This window comes from Mycobacterium yunnanensis (assembly GCF_025823185.1).
Taxonomy (GTDB): domain Bacteria; phylum Actinomycetota; class Actinomycetes; order Mycobacteriales; family Mycobacteriaceae; genus Mycobacterium; species Mycobacterium yunnanensis.
Genome location: NZ_JACKVK010000001.1, coordinates 534,011 through 559,026, shown reverse-complemented (window position 1 = coordinate 559,026; position 25,016 = coordinate 534,011). Strand labels below are relative to the sequence as shown.

At 66.3% G+C, this 25,016-nt stretch carries 19 protein-coding genes, 1 tRNA gene and 2 pseudogenes; 10 read left to right on the top strand and 12 right to left on the bottom strand.

Annotation, left to right across the window (positions count from 1 at the left end):
• Positions 1–131 precede the first annotated feature (131 nt).
• Positions 132–374 (bottom strand): hypothetical protein, encoded by a 243-nt coding sequence (locus H7K45_RS02845; RefSeq protein ID WP_263994212.1) that lies wholly within the window; start codon positions 372–374, stop codon positions 132–134.
• Between the two features lie 112 nt (positions 375–486).
• The gene (locus tag H7K45_RS02840) at positions 487–2,013 is read right to left on the bottom strand and encodes an alpha/beta hydrolase (protein WP_263994211.1); all 1,527 of its coding nucleotides are present in this window, start codon (positions 2,011–2,013) and stop codon (positions 487–489) included.
• A 151-nt stretch (positions 2,014–2,164) separates the two neighbouring features.
• Here H7K45_RS02840 and H7K45_RS02835 point away from each other — a divergent pair, with 151 nt between their 5' ends.
• The 5 genes from H7K45_RS02835 to H7K45_RS02815 all read left to right on the top strand — a co-directional run bounded on the left by H7K45_RS02835 (position 2,165) and on the right by H7K45_RS02815 (position 8,624).
• Positions 2,165–4,036 (top strand): serine/threonine-protein kinase PknD, encoded by a 1,872-nt coding sequence (locus H7K45_RS02835; protein ID WP_276069362.1) that lies wholly within the window; start codon positions 2,165–2,167, stop codon positions 4,034–4,036.
• Positions 4,037–4,089: 53 nt separating this feature from the next.
• On the top strand, positions 4,090–5,175 hold the full coding sequence (locus H7K45_RS02830; RefSeq protein WP_276069481.1) for a BTAD domain-containing putative transcriptional regulator: 1,086 nt from the start codon (positions 4,090–4,092) through the stop codon (positions 5,173–5,175).
• A gap of 99 nt (positions 5,176–5,274) precedes the next feature.
• On the top strand, positions 5,275–5,622 hold the full coding sequence (locus H7K45_RS02825) for a hypothetical protein (protein WP_263994209.1): 348 nt from the start codon (positions 5,275–5,277) through the stop codon (positions 5,620–5,622).
• A gap of 123 nt (positions 5,623–5,745) precedes the next feature.
• A complete protein-coding gene (locus tag H7K45_RS02820) occupies positions 5,746–7,233 on the top strand; it encodes an APC family permease (RefSeq protein ID WP_263994208.1) in 1,488 nt (495 codons plus the stop codon).
• On the top strand, positions 7,230–8,624 hold the full coding sequence (locus H7K45_RS02815) for an FAD-binding oxidoreductase (RefSeq protein WP_263994207.1): 1,395 nt from the start codon (positions 7,230–7,232) through the stop codon (positions 8,622–8,624). The genes H7K45_RS02820 and H7K45_RS02815 overlap by 4 nt, the downstream gene beginning before the upstream one ends.
• Before the next feature lie 2 nt (positions 8,625–8,626).
• Here the strand turns inward: H7K45_RS02815 and H7K45_RS02810 are convergent, their stop codons facing one another.
• The gene (locus H7K45_RS02810) at positions 8,627–9,997 is read right to left on the bottom strand and encodes an SGNH/GDSL hydrolase family protein (RefSeq protein WP_263994206.1); all 1,371 of its coding nucleotides are present in this window, start codon (positions 9,995–9,997) and stop codon (positions 8,627–8,629) included.
• 55 nt (positions 9,998–10,052) lie between these two features.
• Positions 10,053–11,417 (bottom strand): MFS transporter, encoded by a 1,365-nt coding sequence (locus H7K45_RS02805; protein WP_263994205.1) that lies wholly within the window; start codon positions 11,415–11,417, stop codon positions 10,053–10,055.
• A gap of 66 nt (positions 11,418–11,483) precedes the next feature.
• On the opposite strand from H7K45_RS02805, the gene H7K45_RS02800 reads away from it, so the two are divergent.
• Positions 11,484–12,563: an FAD-binding domain-containing protein gene (locus H7K45_RS02800; RefSeq protein WP_263994204.1), complete on the top strand. Its 1,080-nt coding sequence runs from the start codon at positions 11,484–11,486 to the stop codon at positions 12,561–12,563.
• 22 nt (positions 12,564–12,585) lie between these two features.
• On the opposite strand, the gene H7K45_RS02795 is transcribed toward H7K45_RS02800, so the two are convergent.
• Positions 12,586–12,981: a nitroreductase family deazaflavin-dependent oxidoreductase gene (locus H7K45_RS02795; RefSeq protein ID WP_263994203.1), complete on the bottom strand. Its 396-nt coding sequence runs from the start codon at positions 12,979–12,981 to the stop codon at positions 12,586–12,588.
• 718 nt (positions 12,982–13,699) lie between these two features.
• On the opposite strand from H7K45_RS02795, the gene H7K45_RS02790 reads away from it, so the two are divergent.
• From H7K45_RS02790 to H7K45_RS02780, 3 genes and pseudogenes are all read left to right on the top strand, one after another.
• Complete coding sequence (locus tag H7K45_RS02790) at positions 13,700–14,176, top strand: hypothetical protein (RefSeq protein WP_263994202.1); 477 nt, start codon at positions 13,700–13,702, stop codon at positions 14,174–14,176.
• 69 nt (positions 14,177–14,245) lie between these two features.
• Positions 14,246–14,404 (top strand): hypothetical protein, encoded by a 159-nt coding sequence (locus H7K45_RS02785; RefSeq protein ID WP_263994256.1) that lies wholly within the window; start codon positions 14,246–14,248, stop codon positions 14,402–14,404.
• Positions 14,401–14,718 (top strand): annotated as a pseudogene (locus H7K45_RS02780) (SLC13 family permease); the annotation flags it as partial. The gene H7K45_RS02785 and the pseudogene H7K45_RS02780, both read left to right, overlap by 4 nt.
• 42 nt (positions 14,719–14,760) lie before the next feature.
• Here the strand turns inward: H7K45_RS02780 and H7K45_RS02775 are convergent.
• A complete protein-coding gene (locus tag H7K45_RS02775) occupies positions 14,761–15,918 on the bottom strand; it encodes a low temperature requirement protein A (protein ID WP_263994201.1) in 1,158 nt (385 codons plus the stop codon).
• A gap of 523 nt (positions 15,919–16,441) precedes the next feature.
• On the opposite strand from H7K45_RS02775, the gene H7K45_RS02770 reads away from it, so the two are divergent.
• Positions 16,442–17,758, top strand: coding sequence for an ApeA N-terminal domain 1-containing protein (locus H7K45_RS02770; protein WP_263994200.1), 1,317 nt, complete (start codon positions 16,442–16,444; stop codon positions 17,756–17,758).
• Between the two features lie 11 nt (positions 17,759–17,769).
• On the opposite strand, the pseudogene H7K45_RS02765 reads toward H7K45_RS02770, so the two are convergent.
• The 6 genes and pseudogenes from H7K45_RS02765 to H7K45_RS02740 form a co-directional block, all read right to left on the bottom strand.
• A pseudogene (locus tag H7K45_RS02765) lies at positions 17,770–17,982 on the bottom strand (tyrosine-type recombinase/integrase); the annotation flags it as partial.
• A 493-nt stretch (positions 17,983–18,475) separates the two neighbouring features.
• A tRNA-Leu gene (locus H7K45_RS02760) sits at positions 18,476–18,549 on the bottom strand.
• Between the two features lie 59 nt (positions 18,550–18,608).
• Entirely contained in the window at positions 18,609–19,250 is a 642-nt protein-coding gene (locus H7K45_RS02755; RefSeq protein WP_263994199.1) for a uridine kinase family protein, read from the bottom strand.
• Between the two features lie 25 nt (positions 19,251–19,275).
• Positions 19,276–20,772, bottom strand: coding sequence for an NAD-dependent succinate-semialdehyde dehydrogenase (locus tag H7K45_RS02750; RefSeq protein ID WP_263994198.1), 1,497 nt, complete (start codon positions 20,770–20,772; stop codon positions 19,276–19,278).
• Positions 20,773–20,778: 6 nt separating this feature from the next.
• Complete coding sequence (locus H7K45_RS02745) at positions 20,779–23,664, bottom strand: FAD-binding and (Fe-S)-binding domain-containing protein (RefSeq protein ID WP_263994197.1); 2,886 nt, start codon at positions 23,662–23,664, stop codon at positions 20,779–20,781.
• On the bottom strand, positions 23,661–24,980 hold the full coding sequence (locus H7K45_RS02740) for an aspartate aminotransferase family protein (RefSeq protein WP_276069477.1): 1,320 nt from the start codon (positions 24,978–24,980) through the stop codon (positions 23,661–23,663). Before H7K45_RS02740 ends, H7K45_RS02745 begins: the two co-directional genes overlap by 4 nt.
• Between the last annotated feature and the right edge of the window lie 36 nt (positions 24,981–25,016).

Here is a 25,016-nt window from a genome sequence, read left to right as displayed (position 1 = left end):
GACACGAAGGCCTCCTGGTTGATGAAGCGGTTCCTAGACAGCTCCACTTCACAACCGGAGGCCTTCTCTGTCACACAGGCTCACCGATACGAATCGGGACAACCTCCCTGGACATCACACCTAGGCCGGGTCTACTCGCAGCCGATACCGTTTCCGTCGCGGTCGAGGTCGTAGATGTCAGTGCCGACGACGGTGACCGGACCGGACACGTAGGCCGGGCCGTTGCCGCTTCCCCCTTGGCAGTCGACGTCACTGGCGATGGGGACGCACGCCCCTGAGTAATTCGGATCGCAGTCGCTCTGCTGTGCGTTTGCGACAGGGCAAAGAAGATAGCTTGCGGCAAACAATATTGTCGACACAGTCAGTTTTCTCATTTGGCCAGACTGTAGCTCAACCAGACCATTTCGCGTTGGCGACTGATCCACGCGAGAGCAGGACCGCTTACTAGAACTTCCCGACTAGGCGATTTGCCCTTCTCGTCGAGGATCAGCAGCGCAGGTCGGCCGGGGGCTGCAGGCGGTCGACGAAGAACGCCTCGAGGGGAGCGTCGACGCAGCGGTTGCCGCTGAAGGCGACCGTGTGCTGGTTGCCGTCGAACGTGATCAAGGGGGCGCCGAGTTGACGGGCCACGTCGACGCCCACCTGGTACGGGGTGGCGGGGTCCCCGGTGCTCGACACGACGACGACCTTCCCCGGTCCCGGCGAGCTCAGCGGATGCGGCTCGGCTGCCGACCGCACCGGCCAGAAGACGCACAGTGGGCGGGGTGCCTCACCCGTGAACTCGCCATAGTCTTTGTAGGGGGCGACCTCTCGCATCTTTCGGTCGACGTCGGCGTAGACCGCAGGGTCTGTGGGGTACGCCTCGTCGGCACAGTGGACGGAGTTGAATGCGTCCTCCGAATTGGTGTAGTGCCCGTCCTCGTCGCGTTCCAGGTATTCGTCGGCGAGCTCCAGGAGACTGTCGGCGTCAGTTCCACGGGCCAGTGCCGTCAGACCGTCGGTCAGTCGAGGCCAGTCCTCAGAGCTGTAGAGCGCGTCTTCGACCCCGGTGAGGGCGTCGGAATGACTGAGCCCCCGCGGGTCTGCCGTACGCGCAGGCTCGTCCACCAGTGGGTCGACGAGCTGATGGAAACGGTCGACGGATCCTGCCGGGTCGGTTCCGAGGGGGCAACCGGGCCGGGAGGCGCAGTCGGCGGCGTAGGCGTCGAACGCCTGTTGAAATCCCGCCGCCTGGTCAACCGCTCCGGCGAGTGGATCGGTGAATTGGTCCACCGCACCGTCGAGCATCATCGCGCGCACACGGTCGGGAAACAGTTCGGCATAAGCAGTTCCGAGTCGGGTGCCGTAGGAGTAGCCAAAGAAGTTCAGTTGCTCCTCCCCGAGGGCGGCCCGTACCGCGTCCATGTCTCGAGCGGAGTTCTCGGTGCTCATCCCAGCCAGGAACGCCAACCCGACCTGGTCCGCGCATCTCCGAGCGCGTTCCCGATCGATGTCTTCGATGTGGGCGACACCCGCCGGGCTGTAGTCGACCTGTGGGTCGGCGCGGTATTCGTCGAGCTCGGCGTCGGTTTCACACCGAATCTCGGGGGTGGACAGTCCCACTCCACGCGGGTCGAACGCCACCAGGTCGAATCGTCGTCCGATATCGGTCTTCTCGAGCTTCGGCGCGAACCGGGACATGACCTCGATAGCGGAGACACCTGGCCCACCCGGGTTGGAGATGATCGTGCCCAGTTTCTGGCCGGTGGCCGGTATCCACATCACCGCCAGCTGGGCTTGCGGCGCTTGCGGATTCGCGGCGTCACTCCAGTCGACGGGTACCGCGACGGAGGTGCATCGGGCGGTGGGCACCTTGGCGGTGTCGACCCAATCTCCGCAGCCGTGCCACCCCAGGGCCGGCGCGGCGTCGGGCGCCGCAGCAGCCTGCGGCACGGCGGTGGTGACGAGCGCAAGCGTCACCACGCAGACGACTCCGGACACGACGACCCCCGCAACGCTCCCCCACCGCAGCATCGCGACATCCTCGCACGACCGCGGCGGGGGTTGCAGCGCTTGCGCCTGGCGGACCTGAGCGGGGCCGTCGGCGCATTAGCCGCCCAACTGACTCCTCGGCTGGTTGAATGTCGCCAACAGAAGTCGGCCGGTCACGGGAGTTCGCAGCGTCATGGATGACACGGTCGTAGACGGCGGGGACGCCACCGAGGATCCGCCGTCCGGCCGGGAGGCCACCCGAGGCACGCCGTCTGCCGAGACCGCGACCGAAGGCGCCGAGACCGTCCGCACCTTCGGGCGTTACGAGCTGTTGTCGTTGGTCGGCGCGGGCGGCATGGGCCAGGTGTGGCGTGCACGCGACCGGCAGACCAATCGGGTCGTCGCGCTGAAGGTCTTACCGGAACACTCCGCCGCGGACGACGAGCCGCGCGAACGGTTCCGGCGGGAGTGCGAGGCGGTGGCACAGCTGACCGAGCCGCATGTCATCCCCATTCACGACTTCGGCGACATGGACGGCCGGCTCTTCCTCAACATGAGGTTGGTCGACGGCACCGACTTGCGCACGCTGATCCAACGCAACGGTGCCCTGACTCCCACGCGCGCGGTCGCGATCATCACCCAGGTCGCCGGCGCACTGCAGGCGGCCCATGACGTCGGACTGGTGCATCGTGACGTCAAACCGTCGAACATCCTGGTGTCCGACAACGACTTCGCCTACCTGATCGACTTCGGAATCGCCCACGCCTCAGGCGACCACACCCTGACGAAGGCCGGCGAAACCATCGGGACCGCGGCCTACATGGCACCGGAGGCCATCGGCGCCGCGGTGAAGACCCATGCGCGCGTCGACGTGTACGCCCTGGCCTGCGTACTCCACGAATGCCTCACGGGTAAGCCACCTTTCACCAGCGACATGGGTATTCAGGGCATGATTGCCCACCACCTGCACACCGCGCCACCGCGACCCAGTGCCAGTACGTCCGAGGTGCCAACCGCCTTCGACGCCGTCATCGCGAAGGGAATGGCCAAGAATCCCGACGAGCGCTACCCGACCGTCCGAGACCTCGCCGCCGCGGCCCGCGCGGCGACGGGCGCCACCGACACCGTGCCGGATGCGCCTGCAAGGAAGCGAGACACACCGTCGCGCAAGGTCATCGCCATCCTCGGCGCCGCATTGGCGGCCACCGTGGTGGCGGCGGTCGTCATCGCCTTCCGACCCTCCCCCGAGGGAGCCCAATCGTCGAATGGCGGTGGCACGCCGTCCGGCCCGGTCGGCCAGGGCCATTCCGCGCAGACCACGTTGCCGTTCAACGGAATTCGCGTCGCCGGTGGGGTCGCGGTCGACCCAGCGGGGACGGCGTACGTCACCGGCATCGGCACGGACCGGGTGATGCGACTGGAGCCTGGCGCGACTGATGCGACCGAGCTGCCGTTTCGCGGGCTCAAGAATCCGCGCGACGTGGCAGTCGACGCGAAGGGCGACGTCTACGTCACCGACTCGGGCAACGACCGCGTGATGTGGCTGCCGTCCGGCGCGCCCACGGCAATCCCGTTGCCCTTCAGCGGTCTCAACGACCCCCGCGGCATCATCGCCAGTCCGGGAGGCGACGTCTACGTCGTCGACCGTGGCAACGACCGCGTGCTGTTCTTGCCGTCGGGCACGACGGTGGCGGCCGAGCTGCCGTTCACGGGCCTCAACGATCCCCGTGGCGTCGCCGTCGACGCGGCGGGCGGTGTGGTCGTCACCGACTGGGGCAACAACCGGGTGGTGCGGTTGGCGCCGGGCGCTACCGACGCCACCCCCCTCCCGTTCACGGGTCTGAACGATCCTCACGGCGTGGCCATCGACGAGCAGGGCGACGTCTACGTGACCGACCGCGGCAACGCGGGAGTCGTCGAGCTCCGACCGGGTGCGCCTGCGGCGATTCCGCTGCCCTTCACGGGTCTCAACGATCCCCAGGGTGTGGCGGTCGACGGGGCAGGCAACGTCTACGTGACCGATGCGGGCCCCAACCCCGTGGTCAAACTCGCAGTCGACCGGTGAGCCTGGACTTCGGACTCCTCGGTCCGCTCCAGGTCACCGTGGACGGCCGGCCCATGCCGTTGGGCACCCCGAAACAGCGGGCGGTGCTGGCGCTGCTACTCATCAACCGCAATCGCGTGGTGCCAAGGGATTCCATCATCGACGCGATCTGGGCGGACACGGCCCATGCCGACGCGACCCACAATCTTCACGTCTACGTCGCGAATCTGCGCAAGATCTTCGGCACCGCCGGGGTCGACCCCCGAGCCGTCTTGGTCAGCGCACGGCCCGGCTACCGGCTGGACGTGCCGGAGTCATCCTGTGACATCGGGCGATTCGCCACGGAGCGGGCTGCGGGCGTCGAAGCGGCCGCCGCGGGTCGGTTCACCCAGGCCGGCGACCGCCTCGCCGCCGCTCTCGCGCAGTGGCGTGGCCCCGTCCTCGACGACGTGCGCGAGTTCGGTTTCGCCGCGACCTTCGCCACCGCGCTGGTCGAGGACAAGGTGGGGGCTCAGGTCACTCGCGCGGAGGCTGACATCGCCTGCGGTCGAGCCTCTTCGGTGATCGGCGAACTCGAGGCGCTCGTCTCGGAACACCCCTATCGCGAACCCCTGTGGGCGCAGCTGATCACCGCCTACTACGTCGTCGAGCGACAAACCGATGCCCTCGACGCCTACCGCAGAGTGAGATCCACGCTGTCCGAGGAGCTCGGCATCGACCCCGGCCCGACCCTGCGCACCCTGCACCAGCAGATCCTGCGCCAAGAGCCCCTGGACATCCGACGGATCGCGCAGAGCGACGCATCCGACGTCCTCACCATGATCGAGTTTCACACCTCGAATTCCAGTTCGGCGGCCGGCAGGGCGCAGCTCCGTGACGCCGCGGGCCGTTGCTACCCGTTGGAGACGGTGGCGACGGGGATCGGACGCCGCGACGACAACGCCATCGTGCTCGACGATCCACGGGTGAGCCGGCACCACGCCACGGTGATCGACACCGGTGCCAGCTTCGTGATCAACGACCTCCGGTCGTCCAACGGGGTGCTGGTCTCAGGCGAGCGCATTCGCGGCAGTGCCACGCTCTCCGACGGTGACGTCATCACCATCGCAGGCCATCGGCTCGTGTTCGAACTGGCACCGCACGCACCACCTGCCCCCTGACCGGCGGCGGCGTGGTCGGCGTTGAGATTCCGTTGAGGACTGCGCCGCATTCTCTTCTCCACGCGGCCACACCACGTGGCTCCGAGAAGGGAACCGCACATGATCACCACCCGAATCGCCACCAGCGCGGCCGTCCTGGCCTTCGGCCTCACCGGCCTCGGCGCAACCGTGGTCACGCTCGCCGCGCCCGCCCAAGCCGACACCGCGACCGTCACCCACGTCGACGGAACACCTATGACCGGCACTGCCGGACCCGCCGTGGAAGACGCCGGCAGGATCACCAACGAACTCGAAGGCGCGACCCGCGGACCCAACGTCGCCGCCGTCCCAACCCCGGGCAGCGCCACCACCGTCCAGCACGTCCCCTTCCCCCTCAATCCCGCCCCGCACAGTGAGCACGCCGGCCAGGGCCACAAGGGCACGAACGAACAACACGTCGACCACTGAATCCCACGGCGTTCCGCCGAACACCGCATGGCAAATCATCTCAATCGTGAATTTCCTCGCTAGAACACCCAGACCATCCCTTAATGTCCTGCACGAACCCAGCTACAGAGGATCGGAAGAATTGTGACCAGAGAGACTGCTGCGAATTCAGCTACTCAGAATGACGAGCGTCTGGGTTCCGGCTACGAACCGGAGTTGAAGCGAACACTCGGCGGCTTCCAGGTGTTCGCCGTGTCATTCGCGTTCATCTCGGTGGCGGTCGGCATCTTCGGGACCTACGACGACCTCCTCACCACCTCGGGACCGGTCGGCATCTGGTTGTGGATCCTCTCCGCGATCGGCCAAGCACTGGTGGCCCTGGTGGTGGCGCAGTTCGCGGCGAGGATCGCGCTCAGCGGATCGTCCTACCAATGGGCGTCGCGGCTGGCGAATCCGAAGGTCGGCTGGCTGTTCGGCTGGCTGACGTTCTGGTACTTGGCGATCGCCGTCGTCGCAGTGGACAACGCGTTGGCCAGTCAGGCGTTCATGCCCCTGGTGGGAATGGCGGAGAACGAGGACACCGCGCGCATCATCACCGTCGCGATCCTCGTCATCCAATCCGTCTTGGTGATCGCCTCCACGAAACTGCTGGGCATGCTCACCTCGAGCGCAGTGGGTGTCGAACTCCTCATCATCGTGGTGGTGGTGATCGGCCTGGCGGTCGTGATGGTGTTCACCGGCAGCGGCGATCTGACCAATCTCACCTCCCGCGGAGTCACCGCCGGAGCACCGAACTACTTCGCCATCGGCGGCGGTTTGATGGCCGGCATGATCATGGGTCTGACCACACTCGTCGGCTTCGATTCCGCGGCCAACCTGGCCGAGGAGGCGAAGGATCCGTTCAAGAGCGTCCCCCGCGCAATCGTGGCCTCGGTGCTCGCGGCGGGCCTTCTGGGATTCGTGTTCCTGATTGCGTTGACCATCGCCATCAAGGACGTCCCGGCGGTCAGCGCCAGCGGATCACCGGTCGCCGCGATCATCCGCAGCCAATTCGGAGTGGTAGCCGAGCGAGTCTTGTTGGCAGGCTTGGTATTCGCGATGTTCGGTGCGGGGATGGTGATCATCGCAGCGTGCTCGCGGCAGGTGTTCTCCATGGCCCGCGACAAGCGGTTCCCGGCCCACGAACTGATGAAGAAGGTCAACCCGAAGACCCAGACCCCCGTCCCCGCCACGCTGCTGATCCTTGGCGTGGGCGTCGTCTTGATGCTCGCTCTGCCCGGAGCCGCACTGATCCCACTGATCGTCGGCTCGACGATCCTGCCCGCGCTGATCTACACCGGAATCGTCGTCCTGTATCTGGCGGTGCGAAAGAACTTGGAGCGCAAGGAGGGCGGGTTCAGCCTCGGACGATTCGAGATACCGGTCGCCGTGGCGGCGCTGATCTGGGAGGCGTTCGTCCTGTTCGTACTCGTCACGCCCGGCGGCAACACCGTGCCCGTCATCGTCGTCGTCGGCATCATCCTCGCCGGCGGGATGTACTTCGCCTACATGTACTTCCTCCACCGCGACGTCCTCGACCACGAAGCGGGAATCGACGACGTCACGGCGACCACACCCGAGGTGACCGCATGAGCACGACGAGCACCTCAGCCGCCGAGCTGACCGGCCGGGTCGTCCGTCCGGGTGACGACGGCTACCGCAGCGCCAGTGACTCCTGGAACCTGCTGCACCGCAACGATCCGGCGGTGGTCGTGTTCGCGCAGCAGACGCAGGACGTGGTGAACGCAGTGGCCTGGGCGCGGCAAAACCGAGTCCCGGTCCGCGCCCGCAGCGGCGGGCACTGCCTCGAGGGGTGGTCCACCGTCGACGACGGCATCGTCATCGACGTCAGCGAATTGAAGTCCGCCACCGTCGACGCCGAGGGGCTGACCGCGACGGTCGGCGCGGGGCTCAACCAAATCGAAGCAGTCACCGCGCTCGGTGCGGCCGGCGTTGCGGCGCCGACCGGCACCGAGGGAACCGTCGGGTTGGTCGGTGCCACCCTCGGTGGCGGCTTCGGCCTCCTGACCCGTGCATTCGGAATGGCATCGGACAACCTGTTGGCCGCCGAGATCGTCGTCCCCTCCGAGGACGGCGGGGCACGGGCGATCGTCGTCGACGACAACACCAACGCAGACCTGTTGTGGGCGTTGCGCGGCGCCGGCAACGGCAACTTCGGCATCGTCACGTCCCTCACGTACCGCGTTCACCCCCTCGCCCACGTCGTCTACCTCACCGTGAGATGGTCGGGATTGGGTGACCTGCCCGCGGTGTTCGACGCCTGGCAACGCTTCGCCTTCGACACCGACAGTCGGCTCACCACTCAGCTCGAAATTGGCACCGACGGGTTCGAACTGGTGGGAGCGCTGGCCGGGGGAACGGCGGACGAGGCGGAACAGCTCTTGGTGCCCGTCACGTCCATTGGCATACCGACGCTCGTGATGACGGACGCGGGCTGGGCCGACACCTACGCCGGCTTTCAGATTCCGACCGAAGACGAACCGGTGAACTGGGCGTTCAAGTCGCAGTTCATCTATGAGCCGTACCCCGCCGAAGCGGTCGACGTCATCGTGTCGTTCCTGTCCAAGGCGCCCTCACCGCAATGCAATTACTTCACCAACGCCTTCGGTGGTGCTCTGCCCGGCAGTGAGCCCGCCGCCGGTTCGGCGTTCGCCCATCGCAACGCATTGTTCTACGCCGAGCCCGGCGCCGGCTGGGGCGGCGCGCGTGGCACGGCGGCCCGTGAGCGACCGGAGACACCCGACCCGCTCACCGCCGAATGTCTGTCCTGGATAACGGAATTCATGGAGGCCCTGGCGCCCTACGTCGACGGCGCGTACACCAACGTGCCGAATGCCGGCATGGCGGACTACGAGAACGCCTACTGGGGAGCGGGTGTCGACCGGTTGCGCACCATCAAGGCGAAGTACGACCCGGACGACGTGTTCAGCTTCGAGCAGAGCATCAGACCGGCGACGTCATGACCTCAGGAGCAAGCGCGGTCGGCAAGCATGTCGAGCGGAACGGCGTCGGCCATCGCCCGGTAACCGGCGAGGTTAAAGTGCAGATGGTCTGAGCCGTCGTAGGCCGGATTGATCCGGGACGGGTCAGCGGGGTCGCGGACGGCGGCCTCGAAGTCGACCACCCCGTCCGCCGGGCTCTGCTGCCGGATCCAGTCGTTGACCTCCTGACGCACGGCGTCGCTGTTTGGCGGCGCAGCGCTGCCACCAGCCGGAGTCAGCGTGCCCTGCAGTACCCGCAGTCCACGAGAATGCAGGCGGTCGATGACGTCGCGATACCCGCCGGTCAACTGGTCGACGGTGGCGTTGGGGGGCATCAGCAAGTCGTTGATTCCCTCTAGCCAGATCACCGTCGTCACGCCCGACTGGGCCAGCACATCTGCGTCGAGACGCCGAATCAGGGCAGGTCCCTGGATATCCGGCTGACCGCCAACCGTCGAATCTTGCAGGACGCGGTTGCCTGCGATGCCAAGGTTGAGCACCGACAGCGGACGGCCCGCTGCGGCCAGCCGCCGGGCGAGGTCGTCTGGCCAGCGCCCGTCGGCGTCGATGCCCTCCGCAGCCTCCGGCGCCCCTGCCGGAACCGCCTGGTAGCCGTCGGTGATGGAGTCGCCGACTGCGGCCACGGCACCGTCGGAGAGCGGCGCCTGCACCTCGAGACCGCTGACGAACGGGCGGCTGGTGGTGCGCTGGGTGAACGCGGACCCGTCGGCGTCGGCAGTGTGGTCGCCGGCGCCCTCGGCGGTGAGGTAGGACGTCTGCCGCGCGACGGCGTGCTCAGTCGCCTTGCCGACGTCGCCCGCCACGTACAGGCTCACGGCCAGCGGTTCGAAGGCCTGAACCGTGAATTGAACGGGGTCGCTTAGGACATCGTGTTCGGGCGCCACGGTGACGCTGCGGTCGCCGGCGAAGGTCAGCGGCGCGGTGGTGTCCGGAACCAGCGCGGGCCCGGATGCCCGGCGCGCTATGGCCGCCTGCGCGAATGTCACTGGGACGCTACCGAATCGGTTGGAGAGCCGGACCCGCGCGGTGCTGCCGTCGAACGTCGGCGTGAGGATCGCGCGGATGGTTTCGTCCCGCACCACCGACTTCGGGTTCATCGACATGTCGTACCGGTCGAAGTCGTCGTCGCCGGCAGACGCATCCGACGGAGCGGCTGCCCACACGCCGAGCCAGCCCTGATCAGAACAGCTGGGCAGAGGATCGGCCGCAGCCACCCCGGGCACGGCGAGTTGGATCATCAGCCCTGCCGCTGCGATCGAGATCGCCAGGCGAGAGCGCCAGCCCGCCCGCTTCTGGGATGCAGCAGCGAAGCTGGCCGCGTTCTCTGCCGTCATCGACGTTCCGATCCTCTGCGAGTGGTCCGCACGGACACTAGACGACAGGCGATCGTCAGGGAACGAGTTGCTCGATGTCGTCGAGCGAGGCGTCGCGCGTCTCGCGCATCACCAACAGGGCGATACCGGTCAGCACCGCCGCGCAGAGCAAGTAGACGCCAACCCACGCCACGCCGTAGGAGGTGGCCAGCCACGTCGCGACGAACGGTGCGATCGCCGCGCCCAAGATGCTGGCGACGTTGTAGGCGATACCGGATCCGGTGTACCGCACGTTGGTCGGAAACAGTTCGGGCAGCACGGCACTCATCGGCCCGAACGTGAGCCCCATCAACGTCATGCCGACGATCAGGAACACCAGGGTCGAGGTGGTCGTCGCCGACGCCGGGTCGAGCAGCAGTCCGAACGTGGTGCCGTAGACCATGATCGCGACGGTGATCACCAGCAGCGTCACCCGCCGGCCGAACTTGTCGGCCAGCAGTCCGGTGACGGGCAACATCGCGGCGAAGAAGAGCACCGAGATCAACTGCAGTTGAAGGAATTCTAGGTAGGGAATACCCAAACCCCCACCGGTGGGGGTCTTCTTGCCGGTGCCGAAGCTCAGCGCCCAGGTGGTGACGACGTAGAACAACGTGTAGGTGGCCAGCATGACGAACGTGCCGATGATCAGTTGACGCCAGTGGTTGCGGAACACCTCGGCCAACGGTGCACGCACCCGCTCGCCGCGGGCGATCGCGCGGGCGAACACCGGCGTCTCGGTCAGTCGCAGCCGCACGTACAGCCCGATCGCCACCATGACCGCGCTGAGCAGGAAGGGAATGCGCCAGCCCCACGTGAGGAATGCGCCGTCCAGGTCGGGGCTGGCGGTGTTGAAGCCCAGCCACAGCACCAGGATGAGGAACACGCCGTTGGCCAGCAGGAAGCCGAACGGGGCGCCAAGCTGGGGCCACATCGCCGCCCACGCGCGCTTGCCGGGTTTGGCCGTCTCGGTGGCCAGCAGGGCCGCGCCGCTCCATTCGCCACCCAGTGCCAGGCCCTGACTGAATCGCATGATCGCGAGCAACGCCGGGGCGAGCAGCCCCACTTGGTGATAGGTGGGCAGCACGCCGATGAGGAAGGTCGCGATGCCCATCACCAGCAGCGAGGCCACCAACGTGGTCTTGCGTCCGATCCGATCACCGAAGTGTCCGAACAAGATCGACCCGAGGGGACGGGCCACGAAGGCCAGGCCGAAGGTCGCCAGCGATGCGAGCAGTGCCGTCGTCGGGTCGCCCTTGGGGAAGAAGAGGTGCGGGAAGACCACGACGGCCGCGGTGGCGTAGGCATAGAAGTCGTAGAACTCGATGGTGGTGCCCACCATCGATGCGACGACGATCCGCCCGCGAGGCACGCCGTCAACCAGATCGGGTTCGCGTGTGGTCATGGGTGGACATCCTTGCACTCGCCTCGTCGGCGTGGCGTGTCCGACCCCGTGGCTACCCTCGACGAGGTGGAGTCGTTTGCGGTGTCTCGCCAAGACGTGCTGGACCAGGTATCGGGAATCGACGCCGGGAAGTACGCCAGGACGCGCAACTTCACCGACGGCGGCACGCAGATCTCGCCGTATCTCACCCGCGGGTTGGTGACCTTGCCCGAGGTGCGCGACATCATCCTCGAGCGACACACGCCCAGCCAGGCCTACAAGTTCGTCTTCGAGCTCGCGTGGCGTGAGTACTGGCAGCGGGAGTGGACGTTCCTCGGTGACCGCATCTTCGGCGACGTCAAGCGCCCGCAGCACCCCGTGAGCTCGCGGCGGATGCCGCGTGCCGTGCTCGACGCCGAGATCGGGGTCGACGCACTCGACGCCGCCGTGCGAGGTCTCTACGACACCGGCTACATGCACAACCACGAACGAATGTGGTTGGCGGGCTTGACATGCAACCTTGGGCGCACCCATTGGTGGGAGCCCGCGCAGTGGTTGTACTACCACCTGCTCGACGGCGACCCCGCCAGCAACAGCCTGTCCTGGCAATGGGTGGCGGGCACCAACAGCCACAAGAAGTACGTGCCGGCCCAACAGAACATCAACAAGTACTCACCGTTGAGGCAGCACGGCACCATCGTCGACCACGGGTACGGCGTGCTCGCCGACATGGCGGTGCCCGACGTCCTCACCGAGCGTGCCGACCTCGACCTGTCGTGGTCGCCGCCGCCGAGCGACGCGGTGGCGGTCGACCCGGCCAAGCCGACGCTGCTGTACCACTCGTTCTGGCTGAACGCGGCGTGGCGCTCGGACGTCGACGCCAACCGCGTCGTCCTGCTGGAGCCGAGTTGGTTCGCGCGCTTCCCGGTCTCGCCGATGGTGACTGACTATCTAGTGCGCTGCGCGCGGGAGATTCCTGGCGCCCAAGTGGTGGTTGCCGAGTTCGACGACCTAAGTCTCGGGGACGACGTGACCTTCATGGCTCACCCGTCGGTGCCGCACTGGCGAGGCCATGCCGACGAGATGCCGCGGATGTTCCCCAGGGTGCCGGAGAAGTCCTATGCGTCGTTCACCAGTTTCTGGAAGCAGTGCGAGCGGACGGGATGACCCGGCCGGGCTTGGTCGGGAGTCAGCCCGCCAAGCCTGCGCTCGTCAGCACGACCGCTGCCTCGTCGTAGGGAAACGCTCGGTAGAGCAGCCGGGCACGCGGTACGACGAGAGCCGCGGCCTCAGCCTTGCTCATGACCCGTGGGTCGACGAGCGTGACTGCCCGTCCACGCCTGTGCAGTACCGCCGGGCCGCCGGCCAGAACGTTCTTCACCCAGTCCGTCTCTCGGCCGTAGCCGATGAGGAAGGCATAGCCATCGGCGGTCTCGAACACTAGGAGGGGCGTTCGGTAACGCTTCCCCGACTTCCGTCCGACGTGCTCGAGCGTCCCGAGATAGGGAAGCCACGGTGTGATTGCGCGAGCCGTCGGGTTGGTGACCCGCTTGTTGAACTCTGCGATCCGGCGAGGCATGCGCACTCTCGGAGTGTAGGTAGTCGTCGGGATTCGCGGCGAACGAGCGGCTCGCCGGTGGAGGGGCTGGCGACAGTCGAGCGGACGCGCACCCGGCGAACCCCGCCGACACCCCGGCCTTCCGACCGGATTCGTCGTTCAGTTGGCACCGCCGCACCTCCCGCCGACATCGCGTCGTCCCTCCTGCATCCATCGGGGGTGACACTCCGCGTCATGCGGCGACGGCGAGCTTTCGAATCACGGTGCGTCTAAGAATCGTTTGCTGGTGGCAACCGATGGCAACGTTACGAGTACGTCAAATAATAAGGCGGGAACAATGGCTCATGACCATTCACGGCATATCCGACGGCAAACCCGGCTCCGCTACGGCTGGCGCCGTCCGGGGACGGACTGGCCGCGCGGATCGGCGATCCTTCGCTCGAACAAGAAGGTGGCGAGTCGCCACGAAAGACGTCGATCTACAAAAAACGGCCTCTAGCTGGGCTTACGGGGTAATCTGAATGGGAATGAATCGCACGCCTGCCGCACGGAGGTGTTTACACGATTCGCACGCACGTGCATTTTGGCCGCTGTCGCGTCCGACAGTTCGCTAGCAGCAAACGCCCAGACCTAGCCGCGACTCAAAAGAGACCAAAAGTTTTTATCGACCAATATGTTTGATTGCCGAATGCAGTGGTAACTTCTTCCTACACAACAACACCGTTGCTGAAAGGGAGAAGTTCTCATGAGTGGAACCATCGGACGCAGGATCATGTCGGGCGTTGCAGTGGCCGGCGGAACCGCAGCAATCGCCACCGGCTTGGCTCTGGCGGGCGCAGGTGCCGCATCGGCAGACAACACCCAGAACACCGTGACGAGCAATGGCAGCAAGTTCAGCCCGGGCAGCACCTCGGCCGCCGTCACCACGCCGGTCGGCAACGCGGGCACCAGCTTCCTGGACAACCTCGGCACGGCGATCTCCAACGCCCAGATCCAGCTCGGCACCGCGGGCACCAACGCCATCTCGCAGACCGGCACCGCGATCTCCAACGGGCAGATCCAGGGTGGCACCGCCGGCACCAACGCCATCTCGCAGACCGGCACCGCCGTCGGGAACGGACAGGTTCAGGTCGGCACCGCAGGCACCAACGCCATCACCCAGCTCGGCCAGGCCGGCAACGGCTTCCTGAACGGGATTGGCAACCTCTTCAACCGGGGATAGTCACACCACCTAGCTAGCGACGAGAGACGGCCGTGCCTTGGGCACGGCCGTTTTTCGTCGTTCTGGACGGTGCGTCAACGCTTGCTGATGCTGGGGTGCGTCGGCGACCGTCGCGCCCTGCTGCCGTGGGCCGGTTTCCTCATCGCCGGTGCGCTGTCGACGGCGGGCGCCTTCTCCACCGCGGTGATCGCCTTCCTCGTGCCGATGTCCGCGCATATCAGCCTCTGATCCTGGTCATCGCCTACCTGACGGCGCTGCTGTGCAACATCGAGAGTTCGACCCTCGGCGCGCTCGGGCTGGTGACGCCCATCGCGTTCGGCGCATTCGGCCACACCGACGTCGTCTTCTGGGTGACCGCCGCAGTGTGCGTGCCCGCGGCGCTGATGGTGATGAACCCGATCCATGTCGCGGGCACCTTGATCATCGGCAACAACGCCGTGGAGAACCAGGACGCCCTGTTCCGCCGACTGCTGGCCCTGGCGGGCTCGTTGGCGTCGGTCGTCCCGCGTCTCCTGGCGCTGATACCGATCGCCTCCGGCTGACAACCCAAGTGGCGGTTGCCCTTTCGTCCTTCCGGTTACTCCTCAGCGCACCTGGCCCGCCACGCCAGTGCCGATCCGCGGACGACGCCACAACTCCCAGGCCAGTCGAACGGCCCCTAGGGCGGTGAGCAAGGCCAGCGCCGCGAGACCGGGGACGTGCATCAGCACCGGCAAGGACGCCGCGGCGGCCAACCCCGTCGCGGTGCGGTCCACGGGGATCTGTCGGTGGTCCCGCCACCGGTAGGCGACGTCGGCGAGATAGAACATCCCCATTCCCCCGGCAAGGGCGACGGCCGACGGCACGGACACGGGCGCGGTGACGTGCGCGACGGCGCCGTGAGCCCCCACGGCGAACAGCACGATGCCGGCGACCATCGGTAGATGCAGATAGCTGTAGGCGTCGCGGGCCAGTTGGGCGCGTTCCGTCCCGGTCGCCTGTTCCAGCCGCTTCTGGGCACCGCTGCTCAAGCCGAAGTACGTCCACCAGAACGTTGCGTTGATCAGCACGCCCAGAATCAGCGCGGCGATCACCTCGGGACGGTGCAAATCGTTGGCACCGGAGCCCAGTTCGACGACGGCCTCTCCCAGCGCGATGATGATGATCGAGCCGTGGCGTGACACGAAGTAGGACGGCGAGACGCGAAATCCACCGAGCCCCAGCACAGCCGGTGCGCCGTAGTCGATCAGCGCCGCGGCAACCCACAGCAGCTCGCGTCCGGGCGAGTCGACGAAGGCGGCCGCCACGATGCAGGCGGGTGCGACGACGAAGGCCGGCACGATCCGCCACACGCTTCGCCGCAACTCGGAGTCCTCGTTCGACGAGTGCGCGACGAACATCACCGCGTGAATCAACCGCACGGCCAGGAGGGCAATTGCGAAGAGCGACGCACCGGAGGTGAACGCCGTCGGCAATGCCGTCGCGGCGACGAGCATCGCCGCCATCGCAGCGATGACCATCACCTCGTGCCACACGTTGGCGGTATCGAAGGTGTTGATCAGCCAGGTGTAGCCGACCCACGCCCACCACACCGCGAGCAGGGCGAGCGCTCCCCGCCCGAAACCCGTCGTCGACGGATCGTGAAGGACCAGCTGGGTCACCTGCGACATGGCGTAGGTGAAGACCAGATCGAAGAAGAGCTCGAGATTGCCCTCCGACGTCGGACTGCCTCCGTCGCTCGACTTTTCGTCGTCGTTGCTCATGACGCGGTGTCCGTGCGCGGCTGGGCCATCACCGTTGCCTTCCTTCCCCTGGTCGGCCTTGCGTCAGTTTGCCAACCGGGGAGGACGCGGTGCTTGGGCCTGACGGGTGAAAGCCGGGACCGTTCGTTGGTCCTGGGAGGCCGTGGTGAAATCCGCTGCTCGGCGGTTCGCTAGCACCCGGCCCGCACGTCGACGAGCGACGGGCGGCCTTCTTGCCTGTTCAAAGTGCGGTGCCCCCAGTCGGACTCGAACCGACACTTGGCGGATTTTAAGAAGGGGCGACCGGGTTTTCGCGACCTCGGGAAACGAACCGTCGAAGCGATCACTTTGGTTGCGCAACATCCTATTTCGACGTTCTCGGGTACGCCTGCGGTTCGGGCTCGATTCGCCCTAGATTCGCCCCCGGTCGCCGGGTGAGACCTGGTCGGCGTGCATTAGCTAGCAAGCCGAGGCGGCGTGTCGCGATTGACGCCCTAGGCCCTGATGCAACGATTCGGCTATGGGGGATCCACTACGCGAAACTATGGATGGCACGCTCGGACATTTCTGGACCGAATCGACCGACGTGTACGACCTTGACAAGGCTGCCGACGGCTACGTGAGGGTGGTCAACGACAGCATCTTTCACGTCGGAACTCTTCGCACTCGGGAATTCAATAGTGGGTTCAGAAACCCTAACCAGAGGCTCCCGCGCCCCGAGGCGGTCTACGGCCTTACCGCAAGCACAAGGGCAATGTTCTTCGACCTTGCAGGTGTCGGGCAATCAAATGTTATGGGGCAACGCGCATCGACGCAGACCGTACGCACGCGCGGTGTTGTTGTTGATGTTCCATTCTCCGTCCTGAAAGATACCGACTTCACTGAAGTTGAACTTTGGATCTCGGAAGTCACCCAATGGTCCGGACTATGGGGGATGTCTGAACAGATTCGACACGGCGACGACGGCCGACCGAACAAATTCACCGCATCCACTCTCGACCATGAGCCACTCGAGATTGACATTCGACGTGGTTTAAAACTGACCCTCGACACCACGTGGTCGGTGCAGGGCCCGGATGATAAGCGCGTCTTGAGTACGCCGCTGGTCGTCGGAACAGTAAGCGACAGACCACGATCCTGGCGTCAACACCTACCGGCGCTGATCGCAGTCCAGGACCTAATCAACCTCGCCTATGAGGGATTTGTGCCAGCGGAACATGGCACAGTCGAGTTCAAGTGCCGTGAGGACGGTCAACCGCGAACCACTCCGCAGATGTGGAACTCACGGCTCATGACTCTACCGCCAGGGAGCACAAAGCCTGCGATGACGAAGGTTCCAATGTTCTCCCTCGACACGATCGGCGGCGCTAGAGGTGTAAGGAATTGGATTCGGCTTGATCACGACTATCCGCGAGCGACCGGCCCGATTACGAACGAACACCGCTTCGGAGCGAGTGGGGTTGAAACGCGCCTCTTAGAAGTGGCCCTGGGGCTCGAGTACTGGACAAAGGTCAACCAGCAGCTAGGACGGGCGTGGGCCAAACCCCGAAAGCGAACGAAGAAGTCCTTTGAACCTCTGCCGATGGCGATCGGCCGTCACGTTGGGCCTGCCTTCACAAATTTTGTAGGCGACCTGGACAAGTGGGCTGACACGTTCTGGGACACCTACAACAGCCTGAAGCATGCACCCAACTTTGAGTACGACACGAGCGAGGTAGAACTGCTCGGTGATAGTGGCGCTCTATTACTTCTCGGCGCGTTGCTTAACCGCGCCGCGAACAACAGAACACCGATGAGCGTCATCTGCGATAGCCACCGTACGCAGATGATCGGATACAACGTCCGGAAGCTCTGGACTTAATGGATGATCCCTTAGGCTGGCCCAAACAGGCGTACCACGTTGCTGACCGCAGTCCGCTGAACCGGCGCGGGTGGTTCGGGCAGCGTGTTCAGTGCGCCGCCGTCCTGCTCGGGAATGTAGTCGCCTTACGTGTCGAGGGTTAGCGTGAACGTGCTGTGCCCCAGCCATTTCGAGACCTGCATGAAGTGCGTACCCGCCGAAAGCTGTAAGACCGCGAAGGTATATGAGCCGAAAAACTCCATAGACAGTCTCAACAGACTGCGAAAGGGCACCAGAGGTAACGCGTGGCGGCGTGACGGGTGCTAATCGGTGACGTGATTGACGTATTGCGGCCTTGCGGGTGCGACAAGCGCAAGCGCGACGCCGATTGGCCCGAGTAGAAGAAACGTGCACCAAAAGAATGACCAGGGCCGGTCGTTAGGTGCGACCGCAGCAGCGAGCAGCGCTATCAACAACCACACAAAAAATATGACTCCAGCGAGAACGCCGAACGAGCCATAAGTAAGGTCGATGAGCCTCTGTACTGACGGGTCCACATTGCTGTCCATAGGTCGAATCTTCCGCCACCAGGAACGCTGTCCGCGCAGCTTCGACCGAGTTAGCTACGGAAGCGACTCCGCCGCCGCGATCCCGCCGCCCGCCGGGGTGACGCCGGGGTGAAAGGGCTGCAGAGGGAAAGATTTTGAGACGAAAACCGATCTAACAGGCCCTATTCGGTGCCCCCAGTCGGACTCGAACCGACACTTGGCGGATTTTAAGTCCGCTGCCTCTGCCAATTGGGCTATGGGGGCGTGGCAGCTCAAAGGGTAATTCAGTCGTGCAAGAGTCCGACGGTGGGCTTCGCGAGCCCTCACCCCAGGTGTAACGATGCCGCGCCGCGCGCGAGTAGTACTTCTCCCCCGCCAGCACCCCGCAATTCCCCGGATACGACCATCGTCGCGCGCGCCCAGGGGCGTTCGTGCGCCAGGAAGGGCACCTCCTGCGCCGTCCAGTCGTCGACGAACTCGACCGAATCGTCACCGCGAGCGAGGACCCGGCGATAGGCGAGATCGGGGTCGGACTGGACCCACACCGTGGCGTCGAACCAGTGACGCAGTCGCTCGCGACATGCGCCGACACCCTCGACGACGAGTACGTCCGTGCCGGCCGGTACCTCGACGGCGCCCGGCCGACCGCGAGCGTCCCACGCCGGTGGCCTGAACGCGACCGGTGGCCCGTCGCGTCTCAGCGGCGCCAGCACCCCGTCGACGAGGAGGTCATGCCAGTCGAAGAACGAGTGGTGCCAAGCGATGTCGTCGGTATGGACGACGGCGATGCGTGCGCCGGCACGTGCCAGGTTGGTCGCGAACGTCGACTTGCCGGACCCGCTGCGACCGTCGACGCCGACGAGCATCACCCCCGACTGCCGGGGACTGGCACGCAGCTCGGACAGGACCCCCGCGTACGACGTCTCCGTCCACTGCGTGATCGTCGGCTCGTCCCCGACGTTCACGACCGCACCGCCGGGAGCGACGGTCTCATCGGCCTCGGCGTCGAGGAACCGCCAGGTACTTGTACTCCAGGAACTCGTCGATGCCGACCTTGCCGCCTTCGCGCCCCAAACCGGACTGCTTCACCCCACCGAACGGAGCGGCCGGGTTGGACACCACTCCGGTGTTGACGCCCACCATGCCCACCTCGAGTCGCTCGCTCAAGTCGAAGGCGCGGTCGACGTCCTGCGTGAACACGTATCCCACCAGACCCCAGTCGGTGTCGTTCGCGCGGTCGACGACGTCGTCCTCGTCGTCGAAGGGGATGACCGGGGCCACGGGTCCGAACACCTCGGTGGTCATCAGGTCGGAGTCGGCGGAGACGTCGGCCAGGACGGTCGGTGGATAGAAGTAGCCCGGTCCCTCGGGCAGCCGACCACCGGTCAGCGCGGTCGCGCCGCGCGCCAACGCGTCGTCGACGAGTCGCTGCACCTTCGCTCGGCCCGCCGAGTCGATCAACGGCCCCACCTCGGTGCCGTCGTCGAGTCCGTTGCCCACCGTCAACGCCGCCATCCGCGCGGCCAGCCGTTCGGAGAACGTCGCGGCGACGTCGCGGTGAACGTACATGCGGTTGGCCGCGGTGCACGCCTCCCCCATGTTGCGCATCTTCGCGGCCATCGCACCGTCCACCGCGACGTCGACGTCGGCGTCCGCACAGACGATGAACGGGGCGTTCCCACCCAGTTCCATCGAGGACCGCATCACCGTGTCGGCGGCCCGCCGCAACAGCAGCTTGCCCACCCCGGTGGAGCCGGTGAAGCTCACCTTTCTGGCCTTGCCGCTGCTCATCCACCGCTCTACCACCGTTGCCGCGTCCGTGGTGTTGACGACGTTGAGCACACCGTCGGGCAGGCCGGCCTCCTGCAGAATCCCGGCCAAAGCCAGGGAACTCAGCGGAGTTTGGGGGGCCGGCTTGAGCACCATCGTGCAGCCGGCGGCGACCGCGGGAGCGATCTTGCGCGTGCCCATGGCCAGGGGAAAGTTCCATGGCGTGATGAGCACGCACGGGCCGACCGGTCCGCGGGTCACGATGATGCGGTTCGCGCCGTCCCCCGTGGTGGTGTGGTCACCGGAGATTCGTACCGCCTCCTCGGAGAACCACCGCAAGAACTCGGCCGCGTAGGCGACTTCACCCTTCGCCTCGGCGAGCGGTTTGCCCATCTCGAGGGTCATCACCTCGGCCAGCCAATCCTGGCGGGACATCACCAAATCGTAAGCGCGACGCAAGATCTCGCTGCGATACCGCGGCGAGGTACCCGCCCACGACGCCTGTGCCCGTACCGCAGCCGCCAGCGCGGCGTCTCCGTCGGCCGGATCGGCGTCGGCGACGGCGGCCAGCACCTCGCCCGTCGCCGGGTTCTCGACGTCGAACACTCGTCCGCCGACGGCGTCCCTCCATTGCCCGTCAATCAGCAGCCCCGTCGGAATCGAGGCGACGGCCGGGCGAGACGACGTCGACTCGACGGTGGTGGTCGGTGCGGTCATGGGTGTCTACTCCTGTCGTTCGAGCGGATCGAGGATCTGCGCGAGATGCCGCGAGGCACTCGGCGAAGGATTCTCGGTGAGTTGCCGGGCCTGCATGTGGCAGCTGAACCCGTCGGTGAGGACGACGGCATCCGGACGTGCCCTCAACGCCGGCGCGAGCGCCTGCTCGGCGACGGCCATGCTGACGTCGAAGTGTTGCCGCTCGAAACCGAAGTTGCCTGCGACGCCGCAACATCCGGTGGCTTCGTGGACGTCGTCGATTCCGACGGCCTTCAACGCGCGCACCTGGGTGGCGGCTCCGAAGACGGCGTATTCGTGACAGTGGGTTTGTACGGTCACCGACGTCGGCAGCGCCGCACTCGGTGTCCAGCCGGCGTCGCGTCGAGCGCTGACGTATTCGGCGAAGCTCTGGACCCGTCGCGCCACACGATGCGCGGCGGGCGAGTCGACGAGTTCGGGTAGGTCCTTGCGCAGAGCTGCAGCGCAACTCGGCTCGGGGACGACGATCACGCGGTCGGACCCGTCGTCGAGCGATGCGGCGGTGCGACGCAGTCGCTTTCTGGCTTGATGGAGCTGTCCGGTGGAGATCCACGTCAGACCGCAACAGACGTCGGTACGCACGTCGGCACGGTGCCCGGCGTCCGCCACGACCCGCAGGGCCGCCCCGGCCACGTCGGGCCGGAAGCCCTTCGTGAAGGAGTCCACCACGAGGACGACGTCGCCATCCCCATTGCGATGAGGTGCCAGCTCGCGTCGAAGTTGGCGCCGGGAGGCGAAGCTCGGCAGCGGTCGCTCGGTGGTCAAGCCGCCCAGGCGAAGTCCCACCGGGCGCATTGGACTGGCCAACACGGCGTTGACGAGAGGGGCCATCCGCGACGTCACCGCCAGCCATCGCGGCAACCAGCCCAGCGAATAGTGCGCCACGGGACGCAGCCGCCCGCGGTAGTGGTGGTCGAGGAACTCGGCCTTGTAGGTCGCCATGTCGACGCCGGTCGGGCAGTCCGACGAGCATGCCTTGCACGACAGGCACAGATCGAGTGCCTCGCGCACGTCCTGCGACGCCCACCCCTCCTCGGCGCTCGTTGCGCCGCGCACCATGTCTTGGAGAACACGGGCACGCCCGCGCGTGGAGTCCTTCTCGTCGCCGGTGGCCCGGTAACTGGGGCACATGACACCGCTGCCGTGCGAGCGGCACCGTCCGACGCCGATGCAGCTCTGGACGGCCTCGGCGAACCCTCCGCTCCCCGACCCGTTCGCGTCGTGCAGAACGAAGGTCGTCTGCCACGGCAACGCGGGAATGTCCGCCAGCGCCAACGAGTTCGTGACCGGTTCGGGGTCGACGATCATGCCGGGGTTGAGGACGTTGGTCGGGTCGAAGAGACGCTTGAAGGCCGAGAAGGCCTCCATGATGGTCGGCGAGTACATCTCGGGCAGGAGCTCGGAGCGGGCCCGTCCGTCGCCGTGTTCTCCGGACAGCGTGCCGCCGTGGCGGACCACGAGACGAGCGGCAGCGGTGAGGAAGTCCGACATCACCTGCCGGCCCTCCGGAGTCCGTTGGTCGAAGGTGATGCGGATGTGCATGCACCCGGCGCCGAAGTGGCCGTACATCACCCCGATGAGACCGTGCCGTTCGAGCAATGACCGGAAGTCGGCGAGGTAGTCGGCGAGATCTTCCGGGGCGACCGCGGAGTCCTCCCAACCCGGCCACGACGTGACGCTCGACCCGTCGGGCAACTCCAGCCGGGATGACAGCCCCGCCCCGTCCTCCCGAACGCGCCACAACTTCCTGCGCTCGACGGGATCGCGCACCTCGCGGCAGTCCAGCGCTCGCCCAAGAGCCCGAAGCTCGCCCTGGAGCTTCCTCGACTGCGCCTCGACGGCGACGTCGTCCTCCCCGTCGAGGTCGACGTAGAGCCATGCCCGCCCAGCCGGCAGTTCGGACACCGAGTCCGGACCGCGACGAGCCCTCATGGTCGCCACGATCTGTTCGTCGATGCCCTCGATCGCGGCCGGGGAGTACTTCAGGATGGTCGTCACGTCGCGCGCGGCATCCACCACGTCGTCGTAGGCCACGATGAGCAGCAGCGCCGACGACGGCACGTCCACCAACTGCATGGTGGCGCCCACCACGATGGCGCACGTTCCCTCGCTGCCGACGAGTGCGCGGGCGACGTCGAAACCGTTCTCCGGCAGCAGGTTTGCCAAGTGAAAGCCCGACACCTGCCGCGGAATGCGGCCCAACTCGAGACGGAACTGAGCCATGTACCCGGTGGCGAGGGCCTTGAGGTCGGCGGTCAGCTGACTGGCCCGCTCGACTGCGGCCACGTCGTCGGAGTCGGTGGCACGCAGCGCGGTGCGGGTGGCGGTCAGTCGTGTTCCGTCGGCGAGCACCACGTCGAGGGACACCACGTGGTCGCCGGTGCGGCCGTAGCGAACGGAGTGGTTGCCGCACGCGTCGTTGCCTATCGATCCTCCGATCGTGGCGCGGTTCTTGCTCGACGGGTCCGGTGCGAAGGTGAGGCGGTTACCGGTGTGCCGTTCGACCGCGTCCGTGAGCTGGGACAGCACGACCCCCGGCTCGACGACGGCAGTCCGGCTGGCCGCGTCGATGGACACGATCGAGTTCATGTGGCGTGAGGTGTCGATGACGACACCTCGACCAATCGCGTTGCCGGCCATCGACGTTCCACCCCCGCGCGCGACGACGGGCACACCGGCTCGTCGACACGTCGCGACGAGGCGGCTGACGTCCTCGGCGTGGCGCGGAAACGCAACGGCCAGCGGCGCGACGCGGTAGTTCGACGCGTCGTAGCTGTACTCGGCGAGCCGCCTGCTGCTGACGTCGACGTCGACCCCGCTGCCGGCGAGCAATTCTGCGACGTCTCCGCTCAATGAAGTTCTTCGGCTAGGACGACGGCCAGGTTCTCCAGCATGCGATCCGCGTCGCCGATCGAGAACGGCAGCGGCGGGCGGACCTTGAGGACGCTGCCCCGTGGCCCGGACGCTGAGATCAGCACGCGTCGGCGTCGCATGTTGTTGACCACGCGCATGGTCGACTCCCCGTCGGGGGTGTTGGACTCACGGTCGGCCACGATGTCCACGCCGACGAACAACCCCGCGCCACGCACTTCGGCGATCTGTTCGTAGTCGGCGGTGAGCGTCGAGATCTCGGACATGATGTAGTTGCCGACCTTCTCGGCGTTGGCGATCAGGCCCTCGTCGTTGATCACGTCCAGTACGGCCTGGGCGGCGGCGATGGACACCGAGTTGCCGCCAAAGGTGTTGAAGTACCTGATGTTGCGGCCGAACTCGGTGAGCAGTTCGGGCCGGAAGGCGGCGGCGGCGATGGGTATGCCGTTGCCCATCGGCTTGCCGGTGGTCATGATGTCGGGAACCAGCCCGTGACGTTGAAAGCCCCACCAATGTTGGCCGGTACGCCCAAACCCTGGTTGCACCTCGTCGGCGATGAACAGACCGCCTGCGTCGTGGACCTCGTCGATGATCGGCTGGAGGAAGCCCACCGGGTCGGCGAAGATGCCGTCGGAGGAGAAGATCATGTCGGCGATGAACGCCGCGACCCCGAAGCCGTGGCGCTGCAGGTCGGCGACGGCGTCTCGTATTTCGCGCCGCATGGCCTCGACCACGCCGTCGTCGCCGCCGTGCCGCAGGCGATCGGGAGCACTGATCGTGCGGACGTGCGGACCGAGCGGGACGCCGACACCGAGGGACGGTGAGAAGGCCGACACGTCGGCCGTGAGGCCGTGGTAAGCGCCGGAGGTCACGATGACGCCGTGGTTGCCGGTGTAGTACCGGGCCACTCGCATGGCGAGATCGTTGGCTTCCGAACCCGTGCAGGTGAACATGACGTGCCCGAGCTCGGCGGGCATGGTGCCCAGGAATTGTTCGCTGTAGCTGAGGATCGACTGCTGAATGTAGCGGGTGTTGGTGTTCAGCGTGGAGAGTTGCCGGTGTACCGCGTCGACGACGTAGGGGTGGCAATGACCGACGCTCGTGACGTTGTTGTACACGTCGAGGTAGTCGTTGCCGTCGGCGTCGTAGAGCAACGTGCCTGCGCCGCGGACGATTTCGACGGGGTCGTCGTAGAACAGTCGATATCCGGGCCCGAGAAGCCGTTGCCGGTCGCCGACCTGTTGGCGTGCGCGCGGCGGCAATTCCTCGATGCGTGACGGATCGAACCCGTTCACCATCGGCTCGGATGCCCTGGGTGCGGGAGCCTTGGGGTT

What these genes read in the sequence shown, in the direction of transcription:
- H7K45_RS02845 (WP_263994212.1), bottom strand. Translation starts at nt 374, where the DNA reads ATGAGAAAACTGACTGTGTCGACAATATTGTTTGCCGCAAGCTATCTT.
- H7K45_RS02840 (WP_263994211.1), bottom strand. Translation starts at nt 2,013, where the DNA reads ATGCTGCGGTGGGGGAGCGTTGCGGGGGTCGTCGTGTCCGGAGTCGTC.
- H7K45_RS02835 (WP_276069362.1), top strand. Translation starts at nt 2,165, where the DNA reads ATGGATGACACGGTCGTAGACGGCGGGGACGCCACCGAGGATCCGCCG.
- H7K45_RS02830 (WP_276069481.1), top strand. Translation starts at nt 4,090, where the DNA reads ATGCCGTTGGGCACCCCGAAACAGCGGGCGGTGCTGGCGCTGCTACTC.
- H7K45_RS02825 (WP_263994209.1), top strand. Translation starts at nt 5,275, where the DNA reads ATGATCACCACCCGAATCGCCACCAGCGCGGCCGTCCTGGCCTTCGGC.
- H7K45_RS02815 (WP_263994207.1), top strand. Translation starts at nt 7,230, where the DNA reads ATGAGCACGACGAGCACCTCAGCCGCCGAGCTGACCGGCCGGGTCGTC.
- H7K45_RS02810 (WP_263994206.1), bottom strand. Translation starts at nt 9,997, where the DNA reads ATGACGGCAGAGAACGCGGCCAGCTTCGCTGCTGCATCCCAGAAGCGG.
- H7K45_RS02805 (WP_263994205.1), bottom strand. Translation starts at nt 11,417, where the DNA reads ATGACCACACGCGAACCCGATCTGGTTGACGGCGTGCCTCGCGGGCGG.
- H7K45_RS02790 (WP_263994202.1), top strand. Translation starts at nt 13,700, where the DNA reads ATGAGTGGAACCATCGGACGCAGGATCATGTCGGGCGTTGCAGTGGCC.
- H7K45_RS02775 (WP_263994201.1), bottom strand. Translation starts at nt 15,918, where the DNA reads ATGAGCAACGACGACGAAAAGTCGAGCGACGGAGGCAGTCCGACGTCG.
- H7K45_RS02770 (WP_263994200.1), top strand. Translation starts at nt 16,442, where the DNA reads ATGGATGGCACGCTCGGACATTTCTGGACCGAATCGACCGACGTGTAC.
- H7K45_RS02750 (WP_263994198.1), bottom strand. Translation starts at nt 20,772, where the DNA reads ATGACCGCACCGACCACCACCGTCGAGTCGACGTCGTCTCGCCCGGCC.
- H7K45_RS02740 (WP_276069477.1), bottom strand. Translation starts at nt 24,980, where the DNA reads ATGGTGAACGGGTTCGATCCGTCACGCATCGAGGAATTGCCGCCGCGC.